This is a genomic window from Thermoanaerobacter sp. A7A, assembly GCF_000445185.1.
In the GTDB taxonomy this organism is placed as follows: Bacteria; Bacillota; Thermoanaerobacteria; order Thermoanaerobacterales; family Thermoanaerobacteraceae; genus Thermoanaerobacter.
The window spans coordinates 1-17,463 of record NZ_AVAF01000051.1 but is presented as its reverse complement, the minus strand read 5'-3'; the positions used below and the strand labels follow the sequence as shown (position 1 = coordinate 17,463).

21 protein-coding genes, 1 tRNA gene and 2 other annotated features are annotated in these 17,463 nt (G+C 35.7%); of the genes, 1 reads left to right on the top strand and 21 read right to left on the bottom strand.

Features of this window, described 5'->3' with window-relative positions; all coding sequences use genetic code 11:
* Nucleotides 1-64 precede the first annotated feature (64 nt).
* From rplL to M663_RS0103350, 21 genes are all read right to left on the bottom strand, one after another.
* Nucleotides 65-442 (bottom strand): 50S ribosomal protein L7/L12, encoded by a 378-nt coding sequence (rplL, locus tag M663_RS0103445; RefSeq protein WP_003868698.1) that lies wholly within the window; start codon nt 440-442, stop codon nt 65-67.
* 37 nt (nt 443-479) lie between these two features.
* Nucleotides 480-1,013, bottom strand: a complete 534-nt coding sequence (gene rplJ / locus M663_RS0103440; protein WP_003868697.1) for a 50S ribosomal protein L10 — start codon at nt 1,011-1,013, stop codon at nt 480-482.
* 13 nt (nt 1,014-1,026) lie between these two features.
* Nucleotides 1,027-1,149: a sequence feature (ribosomal protein L10 leader region), on the bottom strand.
* A gap of 47 nt (nt 1,150-1,196) precedes the next feature.
* Nucleotides 1,197-1,889, bottom strand: a complete 693-nt coding sequence (rplA, locus tag M663_RS0103435; RefSeq protein ID WP_003868696.1) for a 50S ribosomal protein L1 — start codon at nt 1,887-1,889, stop codon at nt 1,197-1,199.
* Nucleotides 1,890-1,935: 46 nt separating this feature from the next.
* Nucleotides 1,936-2,358, bottom strand: a complete 423-nt coding sequence (gene rplK / locus M663_RS0103430) for a 50S ribosomal protein L11 (RefSeq protein WP_029687935.1) — start codon at nt 2,356-2,358, stop codon at nt 1,936-1,938.
* A 46-nt stretch (nt 2,359-2,404) separates the two neighbouring features.
* Entirely contained in the window at nt 2,405-2,929 is a 525-nt protein-coding gene (gene nusG, locus M663_RS0103425) for a transcription termination/antitermination protein NusG (RefSeq protein ID WP_029687934.1), read from the bottom strand.
* Nucleotides 2,930-2,961: 32 nt separating this feature from the next.
* On the bottom strand, nt 2,962-3,159 hold the full coding sequence (gene secE, locus M663_RS0103420) for a preprotein translocase subunit SecE (RefSeq protein ID WP_003868693.1): 198 nt from the start codon (nt 3,157-3,159) through the stop codon (nt 2,962-2,964).
* Between the two features lie 29 nt (nt 3,160-3,188).
* Complete coding sequence (rpmG, locus tag M663_RS15135) at nt 3,189-3,338, bottom strand: 50S ribosomal protein L33 (RefSeq protein ID WP_004402360.1); 150 nt, start codon at nt 3,336-3,338, stop codon at nt 3,189-3,191.
* Nucleotides 3,339-3,523: 185 nt separating this feature from the next.
* Nucleotides 3,524-4,726, bottom strand: a complete 1,203-nt coding sequence (gene tuf, locus M663_RS0103415; protein ID WP_029687932.1) for an elongation factor Tu — start codon at nt 4,724-4,726, stop codon at nt 3,524-3,526.
* Between the two features lie 142 nt (nt 4,727-4,868).
* Nucleotides 4,869-4,944 (bottom strand) — tRNA-Thr (locus tag M663_RS0103410).
* A 61-nt stretch (nt 4,945-5,005) separates the two neighbouring features.
* On the bottom strand, nt 5,006-5,650 hold the full coding sequence (gene sigH, locus M663_RS0103405) for an RNA polymerase sporulation sigma factor SigH (RefSeq protein WP_029687930.1): 645 nt from the start codon (nt 5,648-5,650) through the stop codon (nt 5,006-5,008).
* An 81-nt stretch (nt 5,651-5,731) separates the two neighbouring features.
* Nucleotides 5,732-6,238: an NYN domain-containing protein gene (locus tag M663_RS0103400; RefSeq protein ID WP_029687929.1), complete on the bottom strand. Its 507-nt coding sequence runs from the start codon at nt 6,236-6,238 to the stop codon at nt 5,732-5,734.
* Nucleotides 6,238-6,981 carry a 23S rRNA (guanosine(2251)-2'-O)-methyltransferase RlmB gene (rlmB, locus tag M663_RS0103395; protein WP_029687928.1) on the bottom strand — a complete coding sequence of 248 codons (744 nt, stop codon included), beginning with the start codon at nt 6,979-6,981 and terminating at the stop codon, nt 6,238-6,240. Before rlmB ends, M663_RS0103400 begins: the two co-directional genes overlap by 1 nt.
* Nucleotides 6,982-6,990: 9 nt before the next feature.
* Nucleotides 6,991-7,419, bottom strand: a complete 429-nt coding sequence (locus M663_RS0103390; protein ID WP_003868435.1) for a Mini-ribonuclease 3 — start codon at nt 7,417-7,419, stop codon at nt 6,991-6,993.
* On the bottom strand, nt 7,404-8,804 hold the full coding sequence (cysS, locus tag M663_RS0103385) for a cysteine--tRNA ligase (RefSeq protein ID WP_003868434.1): 1,401 nt from the start codon (nt 8,802-8,804) through the stop codon (nt 7,404-7,406). The genes M663_RS0103390 and cysS overlap by 16 nt, the downstream gene beginning before the upstream one ends.
* A complete protein-coding gene (cysE, locus tag M663_RS0103380; RefSeq protein ID WP_003868433.1) occupies nt 8,791-9,456 on the bottom strand; it encodes a serine O-acetyltransferase in 666 nt (221 codons plus the stop codon). The genes cysS and cysE overlap by 14 nt, the downstream gene beginning before the upstream one ends.
* 34 nt (nt 9,457-9,490) lie before the next feature.
* Nucleotides 9,491-9,706, bottom strand: a binding site (T-box leader).
* Nucleotides 9,704-11,161: a glutamate--tRNA ligase gene (gene gltX / locus M663_RS0103375; RefSeq protein ID WP_029687927.1), complete on the bottom strand. Its 1,458-nt coding sequence runs from the start codon at nt 11,159-11,161 to the stop codon at nt 9,704-9,706. Its footprint overlaps the feature before it by 3 nt.
* A 169-nt stretch (nt 11,162-11,330) precedes the next feature.
* Nucleotides 11,331-13,043, bottom strand: coding sequence for a proline--tRNA ligase (locus M663_RS0103370; protein WP_029687925.1), 1,713 nt, complete (start codon nt 13,041-13,043; stop codon nt 11,331-11,333).
* Nucleotides 13,044-13,086: 43 nt separating this feature from the next.
* A complete protein-coding gene (gene ispF / locus M663_RS0103365) occupies nt 13,087-13,584 on the bottom strand; it encodes a 2-C-methyl-D-erythritol 2,4-cyclodiphosphate synthase (protein WP_029687924.1) in 498 nt (165 codons plus the stop codon).
* Nucleotides 13,577-14,821 carry an alpha/beta hydrolase gene (locus M663_RS0103360; protein ID WP_029687923.1) on the bottom strand — a complete coding sequence of 415 codons (1,245 nt, stop codon included), beginning with the start codon at nt 14,819-14,821 and terminating at the stop codon, nt 13,577-13,579. Before M663_RS0103360 ends, ispF begins: the two co-directional genes overlap by 8 nt.
* Nucleotides 14,822-14,887: 66 nt before the next feature.
* On the bottom strand, nt 14,888-15,571 hold the full coding sequence (gene ispD, locus M663_RS0103355; RefSeq protein WP_029687922.1) for a 2-C-methyl-D-erythritol 4-phosphate cytidylyltransferase: 684 nt from the start codon (nt 15,569-15,571) through the stop codon (nt 14,888-14,890).
* Between the two features lie 80 nt (nt 15,572-15,651).
* Nucleotides 15,652-16,755 carry a PIN/TRAM domain-containing protein gene (locus M663_RS0103350; RefSeq protein ID WP_029687921.1) on the bottom strand — a complete coding sequence of 368 codons (1,104 nt, stop codon included), beginning with the start codon at nt 16,753-16,755 and terminating at the stop codon, nt 15,652-15,654.
* A 283-nt stretch (nt 16,756-17,038) separates the two neighbouring features.
* Here M663_RS0103350 and M663_RS0103345 point away from each other — a divergent pair, with 283 nt between their 5' ends.
* A complete protein-coding gene (locus tag M663_RS0103345) occupies nt 17,039-17,434 on the top strand; it encodes a hypothetical protein (RefSeq protein ID WP_029687920.1) in 396 nt (131 codons plus the stop codon).
* The last annotated feature ends 29 nt before the right edge of the window (nt 17,435-17,463 follow it).

Below are 17,463 nucleotides of genomic sequence, written 5' to 3'. Positions count from 1 at the left end.
GTTGTTACTTCGGTTTCAAACATCGCAATTAGCTTATAAAAAAATAAGGGCAAAATTTTTGCCCTTATTTTATTTCTACTTTTGCACCAACTTCTTCGAATTTTGCTTTGATTTGATTTGCTTCGTCTTTGCTTACTCCTTCTTTAACTGGCTTTGGAGCACTTTCTACTAAATCTTTTGCTTCTTTTAGTCCTAAGCCTGTTACTTCTCTCACAACCTTGATAACTTTTATCTTGTCACTACCTACTTCTTGTAAAATAACATCAAATTCTGTTTTTTCTTCAGCTGGTGCTGCTGCTGGTGCTCCAGCTGCTGGAGCTGCTGCAACTGCTACAGGAGCTGCCGCAGATACGCCAAATTCCTCCTCTAAAGCTTTTACCAATTCAGCTAATTCTAGAACTGTCATATTTTTTATGGCTTCCAAAATTTCCTCTTTGCTCATTTTCTCTACCTCCATCTTAAAATTTTTATTTTTATTTTCAAGCTTCAGCTTGCTTTTTCTCTTTCACTGCATTTAAAGCATAAAGCAGGCTTCTCAAAGTGCCAGACAACACGAAAACGAGGTTGGTAATAGGAGCTTTCATGCTGCCCAAAGCTTTCGCCACAAGCTCTTCCCTTGAAGGAAGCTCCGCCAAAGCCTTAATTTCCTCAACTGTCACTAACTTCCCATTTACAAGACCTGCTTTTAACTCAATTCCCTTGTGGTCTTTCATAAATTCGACAAGAACTTTAGCAGGCGCAACGGGGTCATCATATCCAAAAGCTACAGAAGTTGGCCCTTCAAAATACTTAATTAAATCATCTCCATAGCCTAGTTCCTTAGCTGCAATAGTCATTAAAGTATTTTTGTAGACTTTGTACTCAGAATTAGCTTCTCTAAATTTGCGTCTTAATATAGTATCATCTTCTACAGTCAAGCCACTAAAGTTTGAAAAAATCACTGTTTGTGCTCGTGACAATTTGTCTTTAAACTCTGCTACTATTTGTTGCTTTTTCTCTTTTGCTGTGCCCACCTTCCCACCTCCTTAAAAAATTTAAAAAGGATCCCGTAGACACGAGGATCCCTTTTGGGAATTTATTTCTAAAAACCTCGGTGGGATTTACGTGCAAAAGCACACCCACTGTCTACGGTCTTTTTATTCAATTTCAACGTCACTTATTATACCTTACATCTTTTTGTCTGTCAACAACTTTTATTAAAAAATCTTTAAAGGATTAACCTTCACACCTGGTCCCATTGTAGAAGATAACACTACACTTTTGATGTATTGTCCTTTTGCGGCTGCTGGTTTGGACTTGATTATAGCATCCATAACTGCTCTGAAGTTTTCTAATAACTTCTCTTTCCCAAAGGATTTTTTCCCTATAGGAACATGAATTATACCTGCTTTATCCACCCTGTACTCAATCTTACCAGCTTTAATTTCTTTAATAGCTTTTTCTAAATCAAAAGTCACAGTACCTGATTTAGGATTTGGCATTAATCCTTTTGGCCCTAATATTTTACCTAATCTCCCTACAACTCCCATCATATCTGGGGTTGCAACTACAACATCATAATCAAACCAATTTTCATTTTGTATTTTTGCAACTAATTCTTCTGCTCCCACATAGTCAGCACCTGCTGCTTCTGCTTCTTTAGCTTTTTCCCCTTTTGCAAAAACTAATACTTTCACACTCTTTCCTGTTCCGTGAGGAAGCACTACTGTACCTCTTACCTGTTGGTCAGCATGTCTTGGATCAACACCTAATCTTACAGCTAGATCAATTGTTTCGTCAAAATTTGCCTTTGCAGTTTTCAATACAATGTCTATAGCTTCATCACTGGAATACTGCTGTGTTTTGTCATATAACTTTAAGCTCTCTAAATATTTTTTCCCACGTTTCATTTTCTAACCTCCTTGTGGTATTATCGGACTTTCCTCCCACTTATTTTTATACAATCTCTATACCCATGCTTCTTGCAGTACCTGCTATCATCCGCATAGCAGCCTCTATATCAGAAGCATTTAAGTCCCTCATCTTGATTTCAGCAATTTCTCTAAGCTGCTCCCTTGTAATTTTTCCTACTTTTTGTTTGTTAGGTTGCGGAGAACCTGACTCTATTCCAGCTGCTTTCTTCAATAGCACAGCTGCTGGTGGAGTTTTAGTTATAAAACTAAATGACCTGTCTGCATATATTGTAATAACAACAGGAATTATTAGCCCTGCGTCTTTGGCTGTCCTTTCATTGAATTCTTTACAAAAAGCCATTATATTAACACCGTGAGGTCCTAAAGCAGTACCTACTGGTGGCGCAGGAGTAGCTTTTCCCGCTGGCAACTGTATTTTTACAACTGCTGCCACTTTCTTTGCCATGATTACACCTCCTTACAAAATTAAAATAGCTTATGAGTTTCTACTTTTATATTTTTTGAAGTTGTACAAGGTCAAATTCAACCGGTGTCTCTCTCCCAAACATAGAAATTAAAACTTTCGCCTTTTGTCTTTCTGGATAAATCTCTTGAACTACTCCAATAAAATTCTCAAAAGGCCCAGAAATAACCCTGACAGTATCTTTTACATTAAGGTCAACTGCAGTTGGAATCTCTTTTATACCTAAAGCTCTAACTTCCGCTTCAGTCAATGGTACAGGTTTAGATCCAGGGCCTACAAATCCTGTAACGCCCCTGGTATTTCGCACAACATACCAAGTATCATCTGTCATAACCATTTTCACCAAAACGTAACCCGGGAAAATCTTTCTCTCGACAGTTTTCTTTTTACCGTCTTTAACCTCAACAACTTTTTCCGTAGGTACGATAATTTGGTGAATTAAATGCTGCAAATTCCTATTCTCTACAATTTTCTCTAAATTAGCCTTAACTTTGTTTTCATATCCAGAATAGGTATGAACCACATACCACTTTGCATTTTCTTTTTCTGGCATAGTCAACCTCTGGGGACTCGCCCCAACCTCCTTTAAACTTTAATAATGAGCTTTAATAGGTAACTAAAAATTGAGTCAATCAAAAAAATGAATACTGTCAAAAGAGCCATTACTATTAATACAATTTCAGTATAAGTTATCACAGTTTTTCTGCTTGGCCATGTCACCTTTTTCATTTCTGCCCTTATATCTTTGAAAAACTTGACAATTTTTCTTCCTTCACCGGCCATTTCCTCACATCCTCTTGAAGTTTTAAAAACTACTTAGTCTCTCTATGCAAGGTATGCTTTTTGCAGAATTTGCAATATTTCATTAATTCTAACCTATCAGGGTCATTCTTCTTATTTTTTGTCGTATGGTAGTTTCTATTTTTACACTCAGTACATGCCAACGTAATTTTTACTCTCAATTATTACACCTCCCGGTGATTCGACTGCTTAGTCAAATTTATCATAAATATAACTTCTTGTCAATCACCAAAAACAAAAAGTCTGTGTCAAAGATTTATGGGTGGCTCATTGATTGACATTTTCCACAGTCTACTAAAGCCATTGATTTAACTCAAAAGAAGCCAGGTTTGAACCCGGCTTCTCTTTATTCTATGATAGCTGACACGACGCCAGCACCTACTGTACGGCCGCCTTCTCTTATAGCAAACTTCAAACCTTCTTCCATCGCTATCGGTGTTATTAACTCTACTTTTATCGTTACATGGTCCCCTGGCATCACCATCTCTACTCCATCCGGTAAGTTTATTACCCCTGTCACGTCTGTCGTCCTAAAGTAAAATTGTGGCCTGTATCCATTGAAAAATGGTGTGTGCCTTCCTCCCTCTTCTTTCGTCAATACGTAAACTTGCGCCTCAAATTTCGTGTGCGGCTTTATCGTCCCTGGCTTCGCTAATACTTGCCCTCTCTCTATTTCGTCCCTCTGTACTCCTCTTAATAATACTCCTATGTTGTCTCCTGCTTGCGCCTCATCCATCGTCTTCCTGAACATCTCTACCCCTGTTACTACTGTCCTCCTCGATTCTGTCGTCAATCCTATTATCTCTACTTCGTCTCCTACCTTTACCTTCCCTCTCTCTACTCTTCCTGTCGCAACAGTTCCTCTTCCTGTTATCGTAAATACGTCCTCTACTGGCATCAAAAATGGCTTGTCTATGTCTCTCTCCGGTGTCGGTATATATTCGTCTACTACATCCATTAACTCCCATATCTTCCCGCACCATTCGCACTCTCTCTTGCCACATCCGCATTCCAATGCCTTTAATGCCGACCCTACTACTATCGGTGTGTCATCCCCTGGAAATTCATATTCGTTTAGTAATTCCCTTACTTCCATCTCTACTAATTCTATTAATTCTGGATCGTCTACCATGTCTGCCTTGTTTAAAAATACTACTATATATGGCACTCCTACCTGCCTCGCTAATAATATGTGCTCCCTCGTCTGGGGCATCGGACCATCTGCTGCTGATACTACTAATATCGCCCCGTCCATCTGTGCTGCCCCTGTTATCATGTTCTTTACATAGTCAGCATGACCTGGACAGTCTACGTGCGCATAGTGCCTCTTCTCTGTCTCATATTCTACGTGAGTCGTGTTTATCGTTATTCCCCTTGCTTTCTCCTCTGGTGCCTTGTCTATCTCATCATATCCCTTAGCCTCTGCCATCCCTACCTTCGATAATACCATCGTTATCGCTGCTGTTAATGTCGTCTTACCATGGTCTACGTGACCTATCGTCCCTACGTTTACGTGGGGCTTCTTCCTCTCAAATTTTTGCTTCGCCATCCTCTTTTCCTCCTTTACACAATAAACTTATCCTGGTGTTTCTTAAAATTATGTCACAAAAATGACACTTTATACATTCTTTATTCGTGTGCTTTAAAAAATTCCAAACCTTGTATAATAAAAAAAACTTCAATAACAAAATTGGAGCCCGCGACCGGGATCGAACCGGTGACCTCCGCCTTACCAAGGCGACGCTCTGCCTACTGAGCTACGTGGGCAAAAGGGAATATCACGACTCCGATTTTTGATTTTACTATAAAGTTTTCTAAATGTCAATAGTTAGCTGTTCCTCATTTCAAGATATCTTTCTAATTTTCTTTTTACCCGTTGTAGAGCATTATCTATGGATTTAACATGCCTATTTAAATCTTCAGCAATTTCTTGATAAGACTTACCATCTAAATATGATACCAAGACCTCCCACTCTAAGCCGCTCAACAATTCTCCCATCTTGCTCTCAATGTTAACGTATTCCTCTTTGCTTATTATTAACTCTTCAGGGTCAGCAATGCACTGGGTAGAAACAACGTCCATCAGAGTCCTATCAGATTCTTCATCAAAGATGGGCTTATTGAGGGAAACATAAGAATTAAGGGGTATGTGCTTCTGCCTTGTTGCAGTTTTAATAGCAGTAATAATTTGACGAGTCACACATAATTCCGCAAAAGCCTTGAAAGAAGTGAGCTTGTCACTTTTATAATCCCGAATTGCTTTATAAAGGCCTATCATCCCTTCTTGAATAATATCTTCCTTATCCGCACCAACTAAAAAATAAGCACGAGCTTTTGCTTTTACAAAGCTTTTATACCTTTCAATAAGGTACTCTAAAGCAATTTCATCGCCTTTTTGAGCTCTAAAAACTACCTCCTCTTCTTCCATTTGATCATAGAGTTGATAGTAATCCTGCTGCGCCCCAGATTTCACCAATACCGCCCCCATTTATTATTCCGGCAACTTTATACGTTATAATTATACATTATATTGGTAAAGGTAGTCAAGCTAATTTTAACTGTTTTCTGCCATTTTACGCAGCTTTTTTACTATTTCATTATCAAGTCGTTCTTCCAAATTATCTTTACAAATTGTATTCACATAGCTTTTTTTATGACTTTCAATGTATTTATTCATTTCCTCGTAAAGCTCTCTTGCAGACATTCTTATTGCACCATGAGCTAAAACCACCTGCTGCACAGTCCAATCGGAACTTACCACAATTACTTGCTCCTTTTTCGCTAATTCCACTACTTTTAACTCTATAAAATGATCTGCCGATTCGCCTTCTCTTGTGTAAACGACCTCAATACCACTAATTTCTTCATGTTTTTCTAGACTTCCTTTTACATACATTGCATCAAAAACTAATATTATATTTATCCCCGAATATCCTTTAAAATCAGCCAACATATCTATTAACTTGTCCCGCGCATCTTCCAAGTTTTTTTGCGCTTCTTCTTTTAGTATCTGCCAATTATTTATTACATTATAACCATCCACCAACATGTACAAGGACATCACGCCTTATCTTTTCTTTTTGAAACTACTTGATAAATTAAAATGGAGGCTGCTACAGAAGCATTTAAAGAGTTTATCTTACCCTTCATGGGGATTTTGACTACAAAATCACAATTTTGTAAAACTAATTTCGAAACCCCTTTTCCTTCATTCCCAATGACAAAAGCAACAGGAAAATCATAATTCAGCTCTTCAAAACTTTTTTCCGCATTTACATCCGTTCCAACAATCCACAAGCCTCTTTCTTTTAAATCTCGTATTGTATTGTTAATATTTGATACTTTTGCTATTCTCATATGTTCTACTGCTCCAGCAGAAGTTTTTACAACAGTAGCATTTACCCCTACAGCCCGCCTTTTTGGAATTATTATCCCATGGACCCCAAAAGCCTCTGCGCTTCTTATAATCGCACCTAAATTGTGAGGGTCAGTTATCTCATCTAATATCAACAAAAAAGGCTTTTCTTTCTTTTGTTCAGCATATTCCAAAAGGTCATCTACTTCAAAGTATTTATAGACAGCAGATAAAGCTACGACCCCTTGGTGATTTCGACTACCGGCAAGTTCACTTAAAGTATCATTATCAGTAGTAGAAACTACAATACCTGCTTCTTTGGCAAAATTTATTATCTTTGAAATATTTCCTCCTGCTGTTTTAGAAACATATATTTTTTCAATTTCCTTCCCACTTTTTATAGCTTCGATTACTGGATTTCTACCAAAAATTATATCCTGCTCTTTCATAATCATCACCTATTCTTCAATAACTTGTACAGAAAGCTCAAGAATGTTTTTTAATCTTTCAAATTCTCCTGCAAGATATAGATAACCTAGCAAAGCTTCAAATCCCGTAGCATATCTATAGGCCTGTACTTCTACTCCTTTAGGTGTAGTATTAGACTTCATATTCCTTCCTCTTCTAACTATATCTTTTTCCTCTTCTGAGAGAAGATCATAAATTCTTTTTACAGATTCTGCCTGAGCTTTGGCTTTTACGTACTTAACTGTCTCTTTGTGCAAAAAATTAACAGGCTGATTTTTTTGGGCCACAATTTTGGTGCGAATGTATAAACTATACACAGCATCTCCAATAAAAGCTAAAACAAGGGGGGATAAACTTAACACCCCCTCCTTCGTAAGTAACTCTGTATTTTCCAAAAACCCCATCATACTCTTTTCCATCTTACTCCCTCTGGTGTGTCTTCCAAAATTATTCCTTTTTCTCTCAGTCTATCTCTTATTTCATCAGCTAACTTCCAATTCTTTTCTTTTCTTGCTTTTTGCCTTTCTTCTATTAAAGCAAGTATTTCTTCATCATTGAGCTCAGTCTCCACGCCTCTGTAAGAAAGTCCTAAAATTTCTGAGAGTTTTAAAAATATATCTAAAATATATTCTACCAATTTCTTCGAAGAATTTCCACTGATATTTGTATTAGCAGTTTTTGACATTTCAAACAAAACCGATATGGCATCCGCAGTGTTAAAATCGTCATCCATTGCATCTTCAAATTCCTTTTTATATTCTTCAAACTTTTCCTTTATTCTCTTTTCTTCTTCGTTTAATTCCCTGTCTTTGCACACAGTAAGCAAATGTTTTAAATTGGCCACCGCATTTAACAATCTTTCATAAGCGGACTTAGCCTGCTCCATTAAATCTAAACTAAAATTAATGGGACTTCTGTAGTGAGCCATAAGCATAAAAAGTCTTAAAACTTCAGGATTGTATTTCTCTGTTATTTCTCTTACTGTAAAGAAATTCCCTTTAGATTTTGACATCTTTTCATTGTTTATATTTAAATACCCTATGTGCATCCAATATTTGGAAAACGGTTGACCATATGCTGCTTCACTCTGAGCAATTTCGTTCTCATGATGAGGGAATACCAAATCAGGACCTCCTGCGTGGATATCTAAAGTTTTCCCCAAATATTTCGTAGACATAACAGAGCATTCTATATGCCATCCTGGTCTTCCCTTTCCCCAGGGACTATCCCATGCAGGTTCACCGGGCTTTTGAGCTTTCCAGAGAACAAAATCCAATGGATTTTTCTTTTCTTCGTTTATCTCAATTCTTGCCCCTGCTTGCAATTCTTCTATATTTTTGTGAGAAAGCTTTCCATAATCCTTAAATTTCGCAGTTTCAAAATAAACATTTCCATTTACCACATAAGCATATCCTTTGTCGATTAAAATCTTTATAAATTCGATTATATCTTCTATATGCTCTGTCGCTTTAGGATGAACTGTTGCTCTTTTTATACCCAAATTATCTGCATCTATAAAATATTCTTCTATATATTTTTCCGCTACTTCTTTTGTAGTAACATTTTCTTCTTGGGCTCTTTTAATTATTTTATCGTCAATATCAGTAAAATTTTGAACGTAATTTACTTTATAACCTTTATATTCTAAATATCTTCTCACTGTATCAAATACAATAAAAGCCCTTGCATTTCCTATGTGGATGTAATTATATACAGTAGGTCCACAAACATACATGTTCACTATCTTATCATTTAAAGGTTCAAATTCTTCTTTTGTCCTTGAAAGAGTATTATACAGCTTCATCTTTCTCTCCCTTCCTTTCAATTAAAATTTGCTCTAACCTCTCAATCCTCTTTCTCAATTTTTGCAATTCCTCTTCCACAGGGTCAGGAAGTTTACCATGCTCTAAATCTACCACATACGGAGAAGCTATACGTATATTATCTTTTTTCACACAGCGAGCAGGTACTCCGACTACTGTGCTATTAGGTGGTACATCTTTTAATACAACTGCTCCTGCACCTATTTTTGAATTTTCTCCCACTACAATAGGACCTAATACTTTAGCTCCACTTCCTATAACTACATTATTTTTTATAGTAGGATGTCTTTTTCCTTTTTCTTTCCCTGTACCTCCTAAAGTTACTCCTTGATATATTGTCACATTGTCACCAATCTCTGTAGTCTCCCCAATTACAACTCCCATGCCGTGATCGATAAAAAACCTCCTACCTATCTTAGCACCAGGATGTATTTCAATCCCTGTGAGAAATCTATTAAACTGTGAAATAAGCCGCGGGATTAAAATTAACCCTTTTTTATATAAATAATGAGCAATTCTGTGTAGTATTATGGCATGAAGCCCGGGATAACATAATATAACCTCCAGCACACTTTTGGCAGCAGGGTCTCTTTCAAAAATAACTTGGATGTCTTCTTTTAAAGTTTTAAACATACCAAACACCTCCTTAAAAATTTACCCCCCTCATCTCAGAGACGAGGGGGGACTCCCGTGGTTCCACTCTGCTTGAGTTTTAAACTCCACTCATTTTAGATAACGGCAAAGGCCGGTAACCCCCTACTAAAATTTCAGGGATACAGCTCGGAGATGCACTTCTTATAACATATCCTCGAGCTACTCGCAGCCTATGGTAGCTCTTCTCTGAAGGCTTATGTTATAATACTCTTCTCCTCATCGCTTTTTACTTTATTAAACTTATCGCTTTTTTAAGCCTATTTATAACTTTATCCTTCCCCAAAAGAGGAATAATCTTCACCAATTCAGGTCCATGGTCTTCTCCTGTTATTGCTACTCTGATTGGCAAGAAAAATTCTTTCCCTTTTACCTTGGTTTCTTTCTGCAACTTTTTAAGCAAATCTTTTACATATTCCTCTGTTACTTCATCCACTTCTTCTATGGCTTTTTTAACTGCTTCTAGTACAATTTTACTATTTGGACTATCCAATATTTTTATTGTTTCATCAAGATAGTTAACTTCTTCTACAAAAAACATCTTAGCTCTCTCAGCAATTTGAGCCACATATTGGAGTCCATCTTTGTAAAGAGATATTACATCCTTTAGCCAATTATACACCATATCATCTATTTCGTCAATGTATCCTGCCCTTCTTAAATGTGGAATAGCCAAATCTACAATTCTCTCAACAGAGCTTTTTTGTATATACTGTTGGTTCATCCAATTAAGCTTTTCAATATCAAAGACAGGATTAGCACTGTGAATCCTTCTGAAATTAAATTTCTTTATTATTTCTTCTTTTGACATGATTTCTACATTATCCTCCGGTGACCAACTTAAAAGAGATAAAAAGTTAAACATAGCTTCTGGCAAATATCCCAATTCTCTATACTGGCCTATATAAGTATTCCCATGCCTTTTAGAAAGTTTAGTCCTATCTGGTCCCAATATTAAAGGCGCATGGGCAAACTTAGGAATTTCAAATCCTAAAGCCTTGTAAATGAGTATCTGTTTCGGAGTATTGTATATATGGTCTTCTCCTCTTATGACATGGGTAATCTTCATAAGAGCGTCATCTATTACAACTGCAAAATTGTAAGTAGGCATTCCGTCTGATTTGACAATTACCATGTCCCCGCCTAAAGTATCACTTTTTATTGTAATTTTCCCTTTTATCATGTCTTCAAACTCTACAACTTCATCGTCAGGGACAATAAACCTTATTACAGGTTTTCTTCCCTCTCTTATAAAAGCCTCTTCTTGCTCCTTTGTAAGATACCTACACCTTCCAGAATAACAAGGTATATCTCCTCTTTCTACTGCCTTTCTTCTATCTTCTTCTAATTCCTCCGGAGTACAATAACATCTATATGCCTTTTTTTCTTCAATAAGTTTCTGGGCAAATTTATGATAAATTTCAAGTCTTTCACTTTGCCTATAAGGGCCATAGGGACCTGGTTTATCTGGTCCTTCGTCCCATTCTATACCTAACCACTCTAATTCTTTAAAAATTAATTCTTCAAACTCTTTTGAAGACCTTTCTAAGTCCGTGTCTTCAATCCTTAAAACAAAAGTAGCCCCTTCACTTCTTGAAAAAAGATAATTAAATAAAGCAGTTCTTATATTTCCTATATGAATAGCTCCTGTAGGGCTTGGCGCAAATCTAACCCTCAAATTGCTCATGTGTGTCACTCCATCCTTTTTTAAGTTAATACTTTATACTAGATTTAATTATAACAAATTTTGCTCTTTTTAAATAGATGAAGTGACAATTGTGTGTGTAATTTTGACAAATATTTTTTCACATATAAACTTTTTTATGTAAAATAAGGGATTCCCTTTGAGGAACCCCTCACATCTTCTCTTTTATAATATTTTTCACCTTTTCTACGACATCAGAAATTTTTACCTCTTCTGCTTCTTCTTTTTCTCTCAATTTTATTTCCACTATTCCATCATCTACTTTTTTCCCAACTGTAATCCTTATAGGTATTCCTAACAAATCGGCATCATTAAATTTGACACCAGCTCTTAAATCTCTATCATCTATTAAAACCTCTATTCCCTCTTTTTGCAAAACAGCATATATATCTTCTGCTACTCGATTTTGAGCTTCATTAGAAACATTGACAGGTACTATAATCACATGATAGGGTGCAACACTCATAGGCCATATAATACCTTTCTCATCATGGTGTTGCTCTATAATAGCCGCCACCGTTCTATTAATTCCTATTCCATAGCAGCCCATTATAATTGGCTTTTCATTCCCACCTTCATCTACATACTTAGCTCCCAATGCATCACTGTACTTTGTCCCCAACTTAAAAATATGTCCTACTTCTATACCTCTGTCAATTTTAAGCGGCGAACCACACCTTGGGCACTTATCTCCTTCAATAACATTTTTGATATCCGCCACAACATCAGCCTTAAAATCTCTACCATAGTTGACATTTTTAATATGATAATCTGTCTCATTTGCTCCTACTATAAAATTTCTCATCTCCGGAATCTCATTATCTACTATTATAATTACTTCTCCTTTTAATCCTATAGGTCCTGCAAATCCGACTTTTGCTCCTGTAACCTTTTCAACTATTGAGGCATCTGCTAATTCTAATTCTTCTTCTCTTATTCCTAAAATATTTAAGAGCTTTGTTTCGTTTAAGTCTCTATCTCCTCGAACTAATGCTGCTACAACGTTGTCCTTTCCCTTGTATATAAGCGTTTTTACAAATTTATTAGGAGTAATTCCCAAAAAGTTAACTAACTCCTCAATTGTTCTAACATTTGGTGTATATACTTTTTCTTTTGGCAACATTTCTTCGACTATTTCTTGATTGATAAGGCATTCTGCTTTTTCCTCATTTGCAGCATAACCACAATTGTCACAGTAAGCTATTGCTGCTTCCCCTATACTAGAAATCACCATAAACTCTTTTGAGTCTTTTCCTCCCATAGCACCTGAATCAGCTTCTACAACCAAATATTTAAGTCCACATCTATCAAATATTCGGCAGTAAGCCTCATACATTTTATTAAAGGACTTATCCAAGCCTTCCCAATCTACATCAAAGCTGTAAGCATCCTTCATTATAAATTCTCTACTTCTCATGACACCAAATCTCGGGCGCCTTTCATCTCTAAACTTAGTTTGAATTTGATATAAAATAAGAGGAAGCTGCCTATAAGACTTCACTTCATTTCTAATAAGGTCTGTAAAAACCTCTTCGTGTGTAGGCCCCAAGCAAAAGTCTCTTTCATTTCTGTCTTTTAGCTTAAACATCTCAGGGCCAAATACATCCCATCTTCCACTTTCTTTCAAAAGCTCTGCAGGAATAAGAGCGGCCATAAGCACTTCTTGGCTGCCAGCTCTGTCCATCTCTTCTCTCACAATTTGCTCCACTTTTCTAAGTATCCTTTGCCCTAATGGCAAATAAATATATACCCCTGAAGCCAATTTCCTCATCAATGCAGCCTTTAACATTAAAATATGGCTAGGAATTTCAGCTTCAGCAGGAATTTCTCTTAAAGTCGGAACTAACAGCTGCGATAGTCTCATCTTCATCCTCCTAAGTTATAATTTTAAGTAAATTTTATTTTACCTACTTTTTTATGTCAACACCTAATTCTTCTAAACTGACAATAGCATAGGCTTTTATTCCCTCTTGTCTACCTGTGAAACCTAATCCTTCTTCTGTTTTTGCTTTTACATTTATTCTTTCTTTCTCAATTTTTAATAATTCTGATAATTTTATTCTAATTTGCTCTTTATAAGGAGATAACTTAGGCCTTTGCGCTATAATAATACAATCCACATTATTTAGTCTGAATTTATTCCCTATTATTACCAACACTTTTTTTAATAAAAGGCTACTATCAATATCTTTATAGGCTATCTCCGTATCAGGAAAGTGCTCCCCTATATCCCCTAAACCAGCTGCTCCTAAAATAGCATCAATTAAGGCGTGTATCAAAACATCTGCATCAGAATGGCCCGCCAAACCTTTATCATAGGGAATTTCTACTCCTCCCAGCATTAACTTTCTTCCTTTTTCAAACTTGTGGACGTCATATCCTAACCCTACTCTCACTTCAACCATCCTTTACTCTAAAATTCCCTTCTTTATCAACTTCTAAACTCATACTTACACCTCTTGCAAAGCGAGATGGTTTAATCTTTTTTACAAAATTACCTTTGTTAGTCTCAATATATACTTCTGATGAAAAAGGCTCTCTTACAGAAATGCGATATTCTCCTTCAGGTTTTAAATTGAGATGCCACACAAATTTGCCAAAGATATCATAACTTATAGCATTTTTACTTCTGTCCAGCACTATAATTTTTTTGTCTGTTACCATGCTCAAATATGATACAACTTTTTCTAAAATAGAAACTTGGGGCTTTTCTTTAACACCCAATATTTGTTGCAAATAAGGAATAGAATCATTTAAAATTCCAATATGACCTGTTTTTACAATAAATTTTTCTCCTTCTATCCCTAATGCGCTCTTTTTAAGGACTGTACCGTCCCCTTTATCGTCCCTTATTACACCTACTGGCTTGCCATCTGGCCATACTATCTCACTTACTGGTTTTTCTACTTGAATAAACTTATTAGTATATATTCCATCTCCTGAAAAAACATAGATTTTCTTGACTCTGTCGTATAAAATTCCTATTTGTTCATTTAGACTATTCAAAAATTCATTTATAACTTTCATATACTCAATGTTTTTAAACAAAATTTTATCATATCGAGTAGGATACATAAAAATATAATTACCATATTGGCGAGAAGGCATTAAGTCTTTCACAGAGGGGATATATTTTCTAATAACAGCTATGGCATCACTCTCTCCTTTTATTTTTGAAAAAATCCACAAAAACCCTTTAAAGAGCATGTTTATAAAATCATCATCCTCTGGGGCTACAGTACCCCCTTCCCAACCATAATAAGCATTTGCCGCTCCAAAATGGGGAGTAGCTAAAAATATCAATCTATCCACATCAAATTGATATTTATCGCTCTCTATATAACTTCTCGCTAAAAGTCCTCCCATGCTATGGCATATCAAATCTACTTTAGTGTTGCCAGTCTTAGCTTTTGCCTCCTCAATAGTCAGTTTAAGGGTATCAACAGAATCGGGTATACTTTTCCACCATTCATAATAACATATAAATAGATTTTTCCCTTCTACTAAGCCTAATTTGCCCAAATTTTCTATAAAGGGACTATAAGCATAAGCCGCAGGACCAAAACTCCATATTTTACCTAAAGGAGTTGGAGTAAAAATAGATCCAAATATCCCGTGTACAAAAACTACAGGGTTATCCATAAAATCACCCTCATACAATTTAATAGAAAATTCTCTATTAAATTATATGAGGATTCACAAAAAACGTTATTTTTTTAAAAAAGCCTCTGCTACAATCAAATCCTCAGGCGTAGTTATCTTTATATTTCTATAGTCTCCTTCAACTACTTTTACATTGTAACCCAATCTCTCCACTAATATTGTGTCATCTGTCCCCAAAAAACCATCCTCCAGTGCCTTTTGATGAGCTTTAATAATCAAATTCCTTTCAAATACCTGAGGGGTTTGAATTGCCCATAAATATTTTCTATCAGGAGTATTTAAAATGAAATTTTTCCCATCAACTACTTTTATAGTGTCTTTTACAGGTACTCCCAATGCTACTGCTTTATGTAAATAAGCTTCTTTTAAAGCTTTTATAACTGTTTCTTTCTCAATTAAAGGCCTTGCTCCATCATGAATTGCTATAATTTCGCAATCTACCTTTGTATTTGTAATTCCATTATAAACAGAATACTGCCTTTCACTACCTCCTTCTACTAATTTAATTGGTTTTTTGAAAATATACTTTTTTACTACATTTTCTTGGCAATATTCCATTTCTTCCTTTGATACAACAACAACAATTTCCTTAATCCAATCAATTTCATCAAAGGCTTTGAGAGAATAATACAAAACTGGTTTACCTGCTATAGTAAGGTATACTTTATTTACTGTGTGACCCATTCTAATGCCTTTACCTGCCGCCACTACAACTGCACTTGCATTCATTTTCTCTACCTCACAAGTAAAATAATGCACACTCCAATTATATCATTTCTCCATAAAAAAACACAGGTTTCCCTGCGTTTTTATATAGCCTTTTCTTGTTCTGCCTGTTTGGACTTTGCAAATATCATTCTTCCTGCGGCAGTTTGCAAAACACTAGTCACAAGCACTTCTATAGTATTACCTATGAATTTTTTTCCACCGTCTACAACAATCATCGTGCCATCGTCCAAATAAGCAACCCCCTGCCCGGCCTCTTTGCCATCTTTAATAACTTGCACCACCATTTCTTCTCCCGGAAGAACAATTGGTTTTACCGCATTGGAAAGTTCATTTATATTCAAAACAGGGACCCTGTGAAATTCCGCTACTTTGTTTAAATTATAATCATTAGTTATTATTTTGCCTTTTAGCATTTGGGCAAGTTTCAAAAGTTTTGTATCTACTTCTGCTGCATCAATTTCCTTATCTACAATTTCTACTTTGATATTTAACTCATTTTGTATTTTATTTAAAACATCCAGTCCTCGCCTACCCCTATTTCTCTTTAAAGAATCAGAAGAATCTGCAATATGTCTTAATTCCTCTAATACAAAAGCCGGAATTATTAAAGGGCCTTCAATAAAGCCTGTCTTACATATGTCAAATATCCTGCCATCTATAATTACACTAGTATCCAAAATTTTTGGGACTCCACTATACTCGTTTTTAGCAGTCTTTTGCGGTCCCAATTTTTTCATAAAGGAAAACACATTTAAAATATCTTCTTTTTTCTTTAAAGAAATTCTAATACCTAAATACCCCAAAAATAAATTCAAGAGAATTGGCACTACTTTACCTATAACTGAAATAGGATAAAGAGGCGCGCTCAGCAAATTAGCCACAATAAGCCCTACTATTAGCCCAAAAGCTCCTATTAAAATTTCATCAATCGGCATATTCTGAAGTTTTGCTTCCAACCACTGTTCAAAGTCTTTCCCCCACTTTATAAATTTAGGAGAAATAACATAAAATATGATTCCACCTATTAAAGTACCTATAACATAAGCAATCACTGTTGAAAAATAATTTAACTGGATAAGCACAAAATTCTGGTCTTTTACAAGATTTAGCAAAAGCTTTGCCAATTCAAAGCCCGCCGCCATTCCCAGTAATCCAATTCCACCTCTTATAATTTTATACACCACATTATCACCTCCTATCTCTATTATTGGCTATTTTTCACATTATTATAAGTAGTATAGGGGGAATAAATAAAAATATTTCACAATTTTTACACGTATAAAGTGGTTGTTAATTACAGTATACTACTTATGTAGATGGATTGTCAATTTAATAAAAGATTAAAATTACATTAATGCTATATAATGTATTTAAATGCCATTCTAAATATTGACATGGTAATGGTTTAAGTCTATAATAAAAGCAAGAGAAGTCTTAAAAACTCATAGAACGGGAGTGGACCAAAAAATGAAAGATATTATTGTAGACGACCTTCAAAATACAGTAGATGAATACCTCTTACGCCACAGAAGTATAATGGACATACTTACAAAAATACAAGAGAGCAGTGCCCGTATAAATAGAGCTGTTGCTAAATCAGTAACCGAGTGCGGTTGCATAAGGATAAATGCCACCAAACAAGAAACTCCTCCTGATGCAACTCTGGAAGAAGCCCATAAATATTTCAAAACCCATCTTGAAGGCCAACTCTGTGAAAACTGTAAAGAAGTTATAGAAACAGAAATAGGTAACAATGTATTTTACATAATCGCTTTGTGTAATGTTTTAGGGCTTAATTTTTACGATATACTTCTTAAAAAACACAAAGAATTGAACACTTTAGGCATATTTAACATGTTATAAAATAAGCGTCTCTTCTATGGAGACGCTTT

Coding starts and splice junctions, on each gene's coding strand:
- rplL (WP_003868698.1), bottom strand. CDS start 442: ATGAGCAAAGAGGAAATTTTGGAAGCCATAAAAAATATGACAGTTCTA.
- rplA (WP_003868696.1), bottom strand. CDS start 1,889: ATGAAACGTGGGAAAAAATATTTAGAGAGCTTAAAGTTATATGACAAA.
- rplK (WP_029687935.1), bottom strand. CDS start 2,358: ATGGCAAAGAAAGTGGCAGCAGTTGTAAAAATACAGTTGCCAGCGGGA.
- nusG (WP_029687934.1), bottom strand. CDS start 2,929: ATGCCAGAAAAAGAAAATGCAAAGTGGTATGTGGTTCATACCTATTCT.
- secE (WP_003868693.1), bottom strand. CDS start 3,159: ATGGCCGGTGAAGGAAGAAAAATTGTCAAGTTTTTCAAAGATATAAGG.
- tuf (WP_029687932.1), bottom strand. CDS start 4,726: ATGGCGAAGCAAAAATTTGAGAGGAAGAAGCCCCACGTAAACGTAGGG.
- M663_RS0103400 (WP_029687929.1), bottom strand. CDS start 6,238: ATGTCCTTGTACATGTTGGTGGATGGTTATAATGTAATAAATAATTGG.
- rlmB (WP_029687928.1), bottom strand. CDS start 6,981: ATGAAAGAGCAGGATATAATTTTTGGTAGAAATCCAGTAATCGAAGCT.
- M663_RS0103390 (WP_003868435.1), bottom strand. CDS start 7,419: ATGGAAAAGAGTATGATGGGGTTTTTGGAAAATACAGAGTTACTTACG.
- cysS (WP_003868434.1), bottom strand. CDS start 8,804: ATGAAGCTGTATAATACTCTTTCAAGGACAAAAGAAGAATTTGAACCT.
- cysE (WP_003868433.1), bottom strand. CDS start 9,456: ATGTTTAAAACTTTAAAAGAAGACATCCAAGTTATTTTTGAAAGAGAC.
- gltX (WP_029687927.1), bottom strand. CDS start 11,161: ATGAGCAATTTGAGGGTTAGATTTGCGCCAAGCCCTACAGGAGCTATT.
- M663_RS0103370 (WP_029687925.1), bottom strand. CDS start 13,043: ATGAGACTATCGCAGCTGTTAGTTCCGACTTTAAGAGAAATTCCTGCT.
- ispF (WP_029687924.1), bottom strand. CDS start 13,584: ATGGTTGAAGTGAGAGTAGGGTTAGGATATGACGTCCACAAGTTTGAA.
- M663_RS0103360 (WP_029687923.1), bottom strand. CDS start 14,821: ATGGATAACCCTGTAGTTTTTGTACACGGGATATTTGGATCTATTTTT.
- ispD (WP_029687922.1), bottom strand. CDS start 15,571: ATGAATGCAAGTGCAGTTGTAGTGGCGGCAGGTAAAGGCATTAGAATG.
- M663_RS0103345 (WP_029687920.1), top strand. CDS start 17,039: ATGAAAGATATTATTGTAGACGACCTTCAAAATACAGTAGATGAATAC.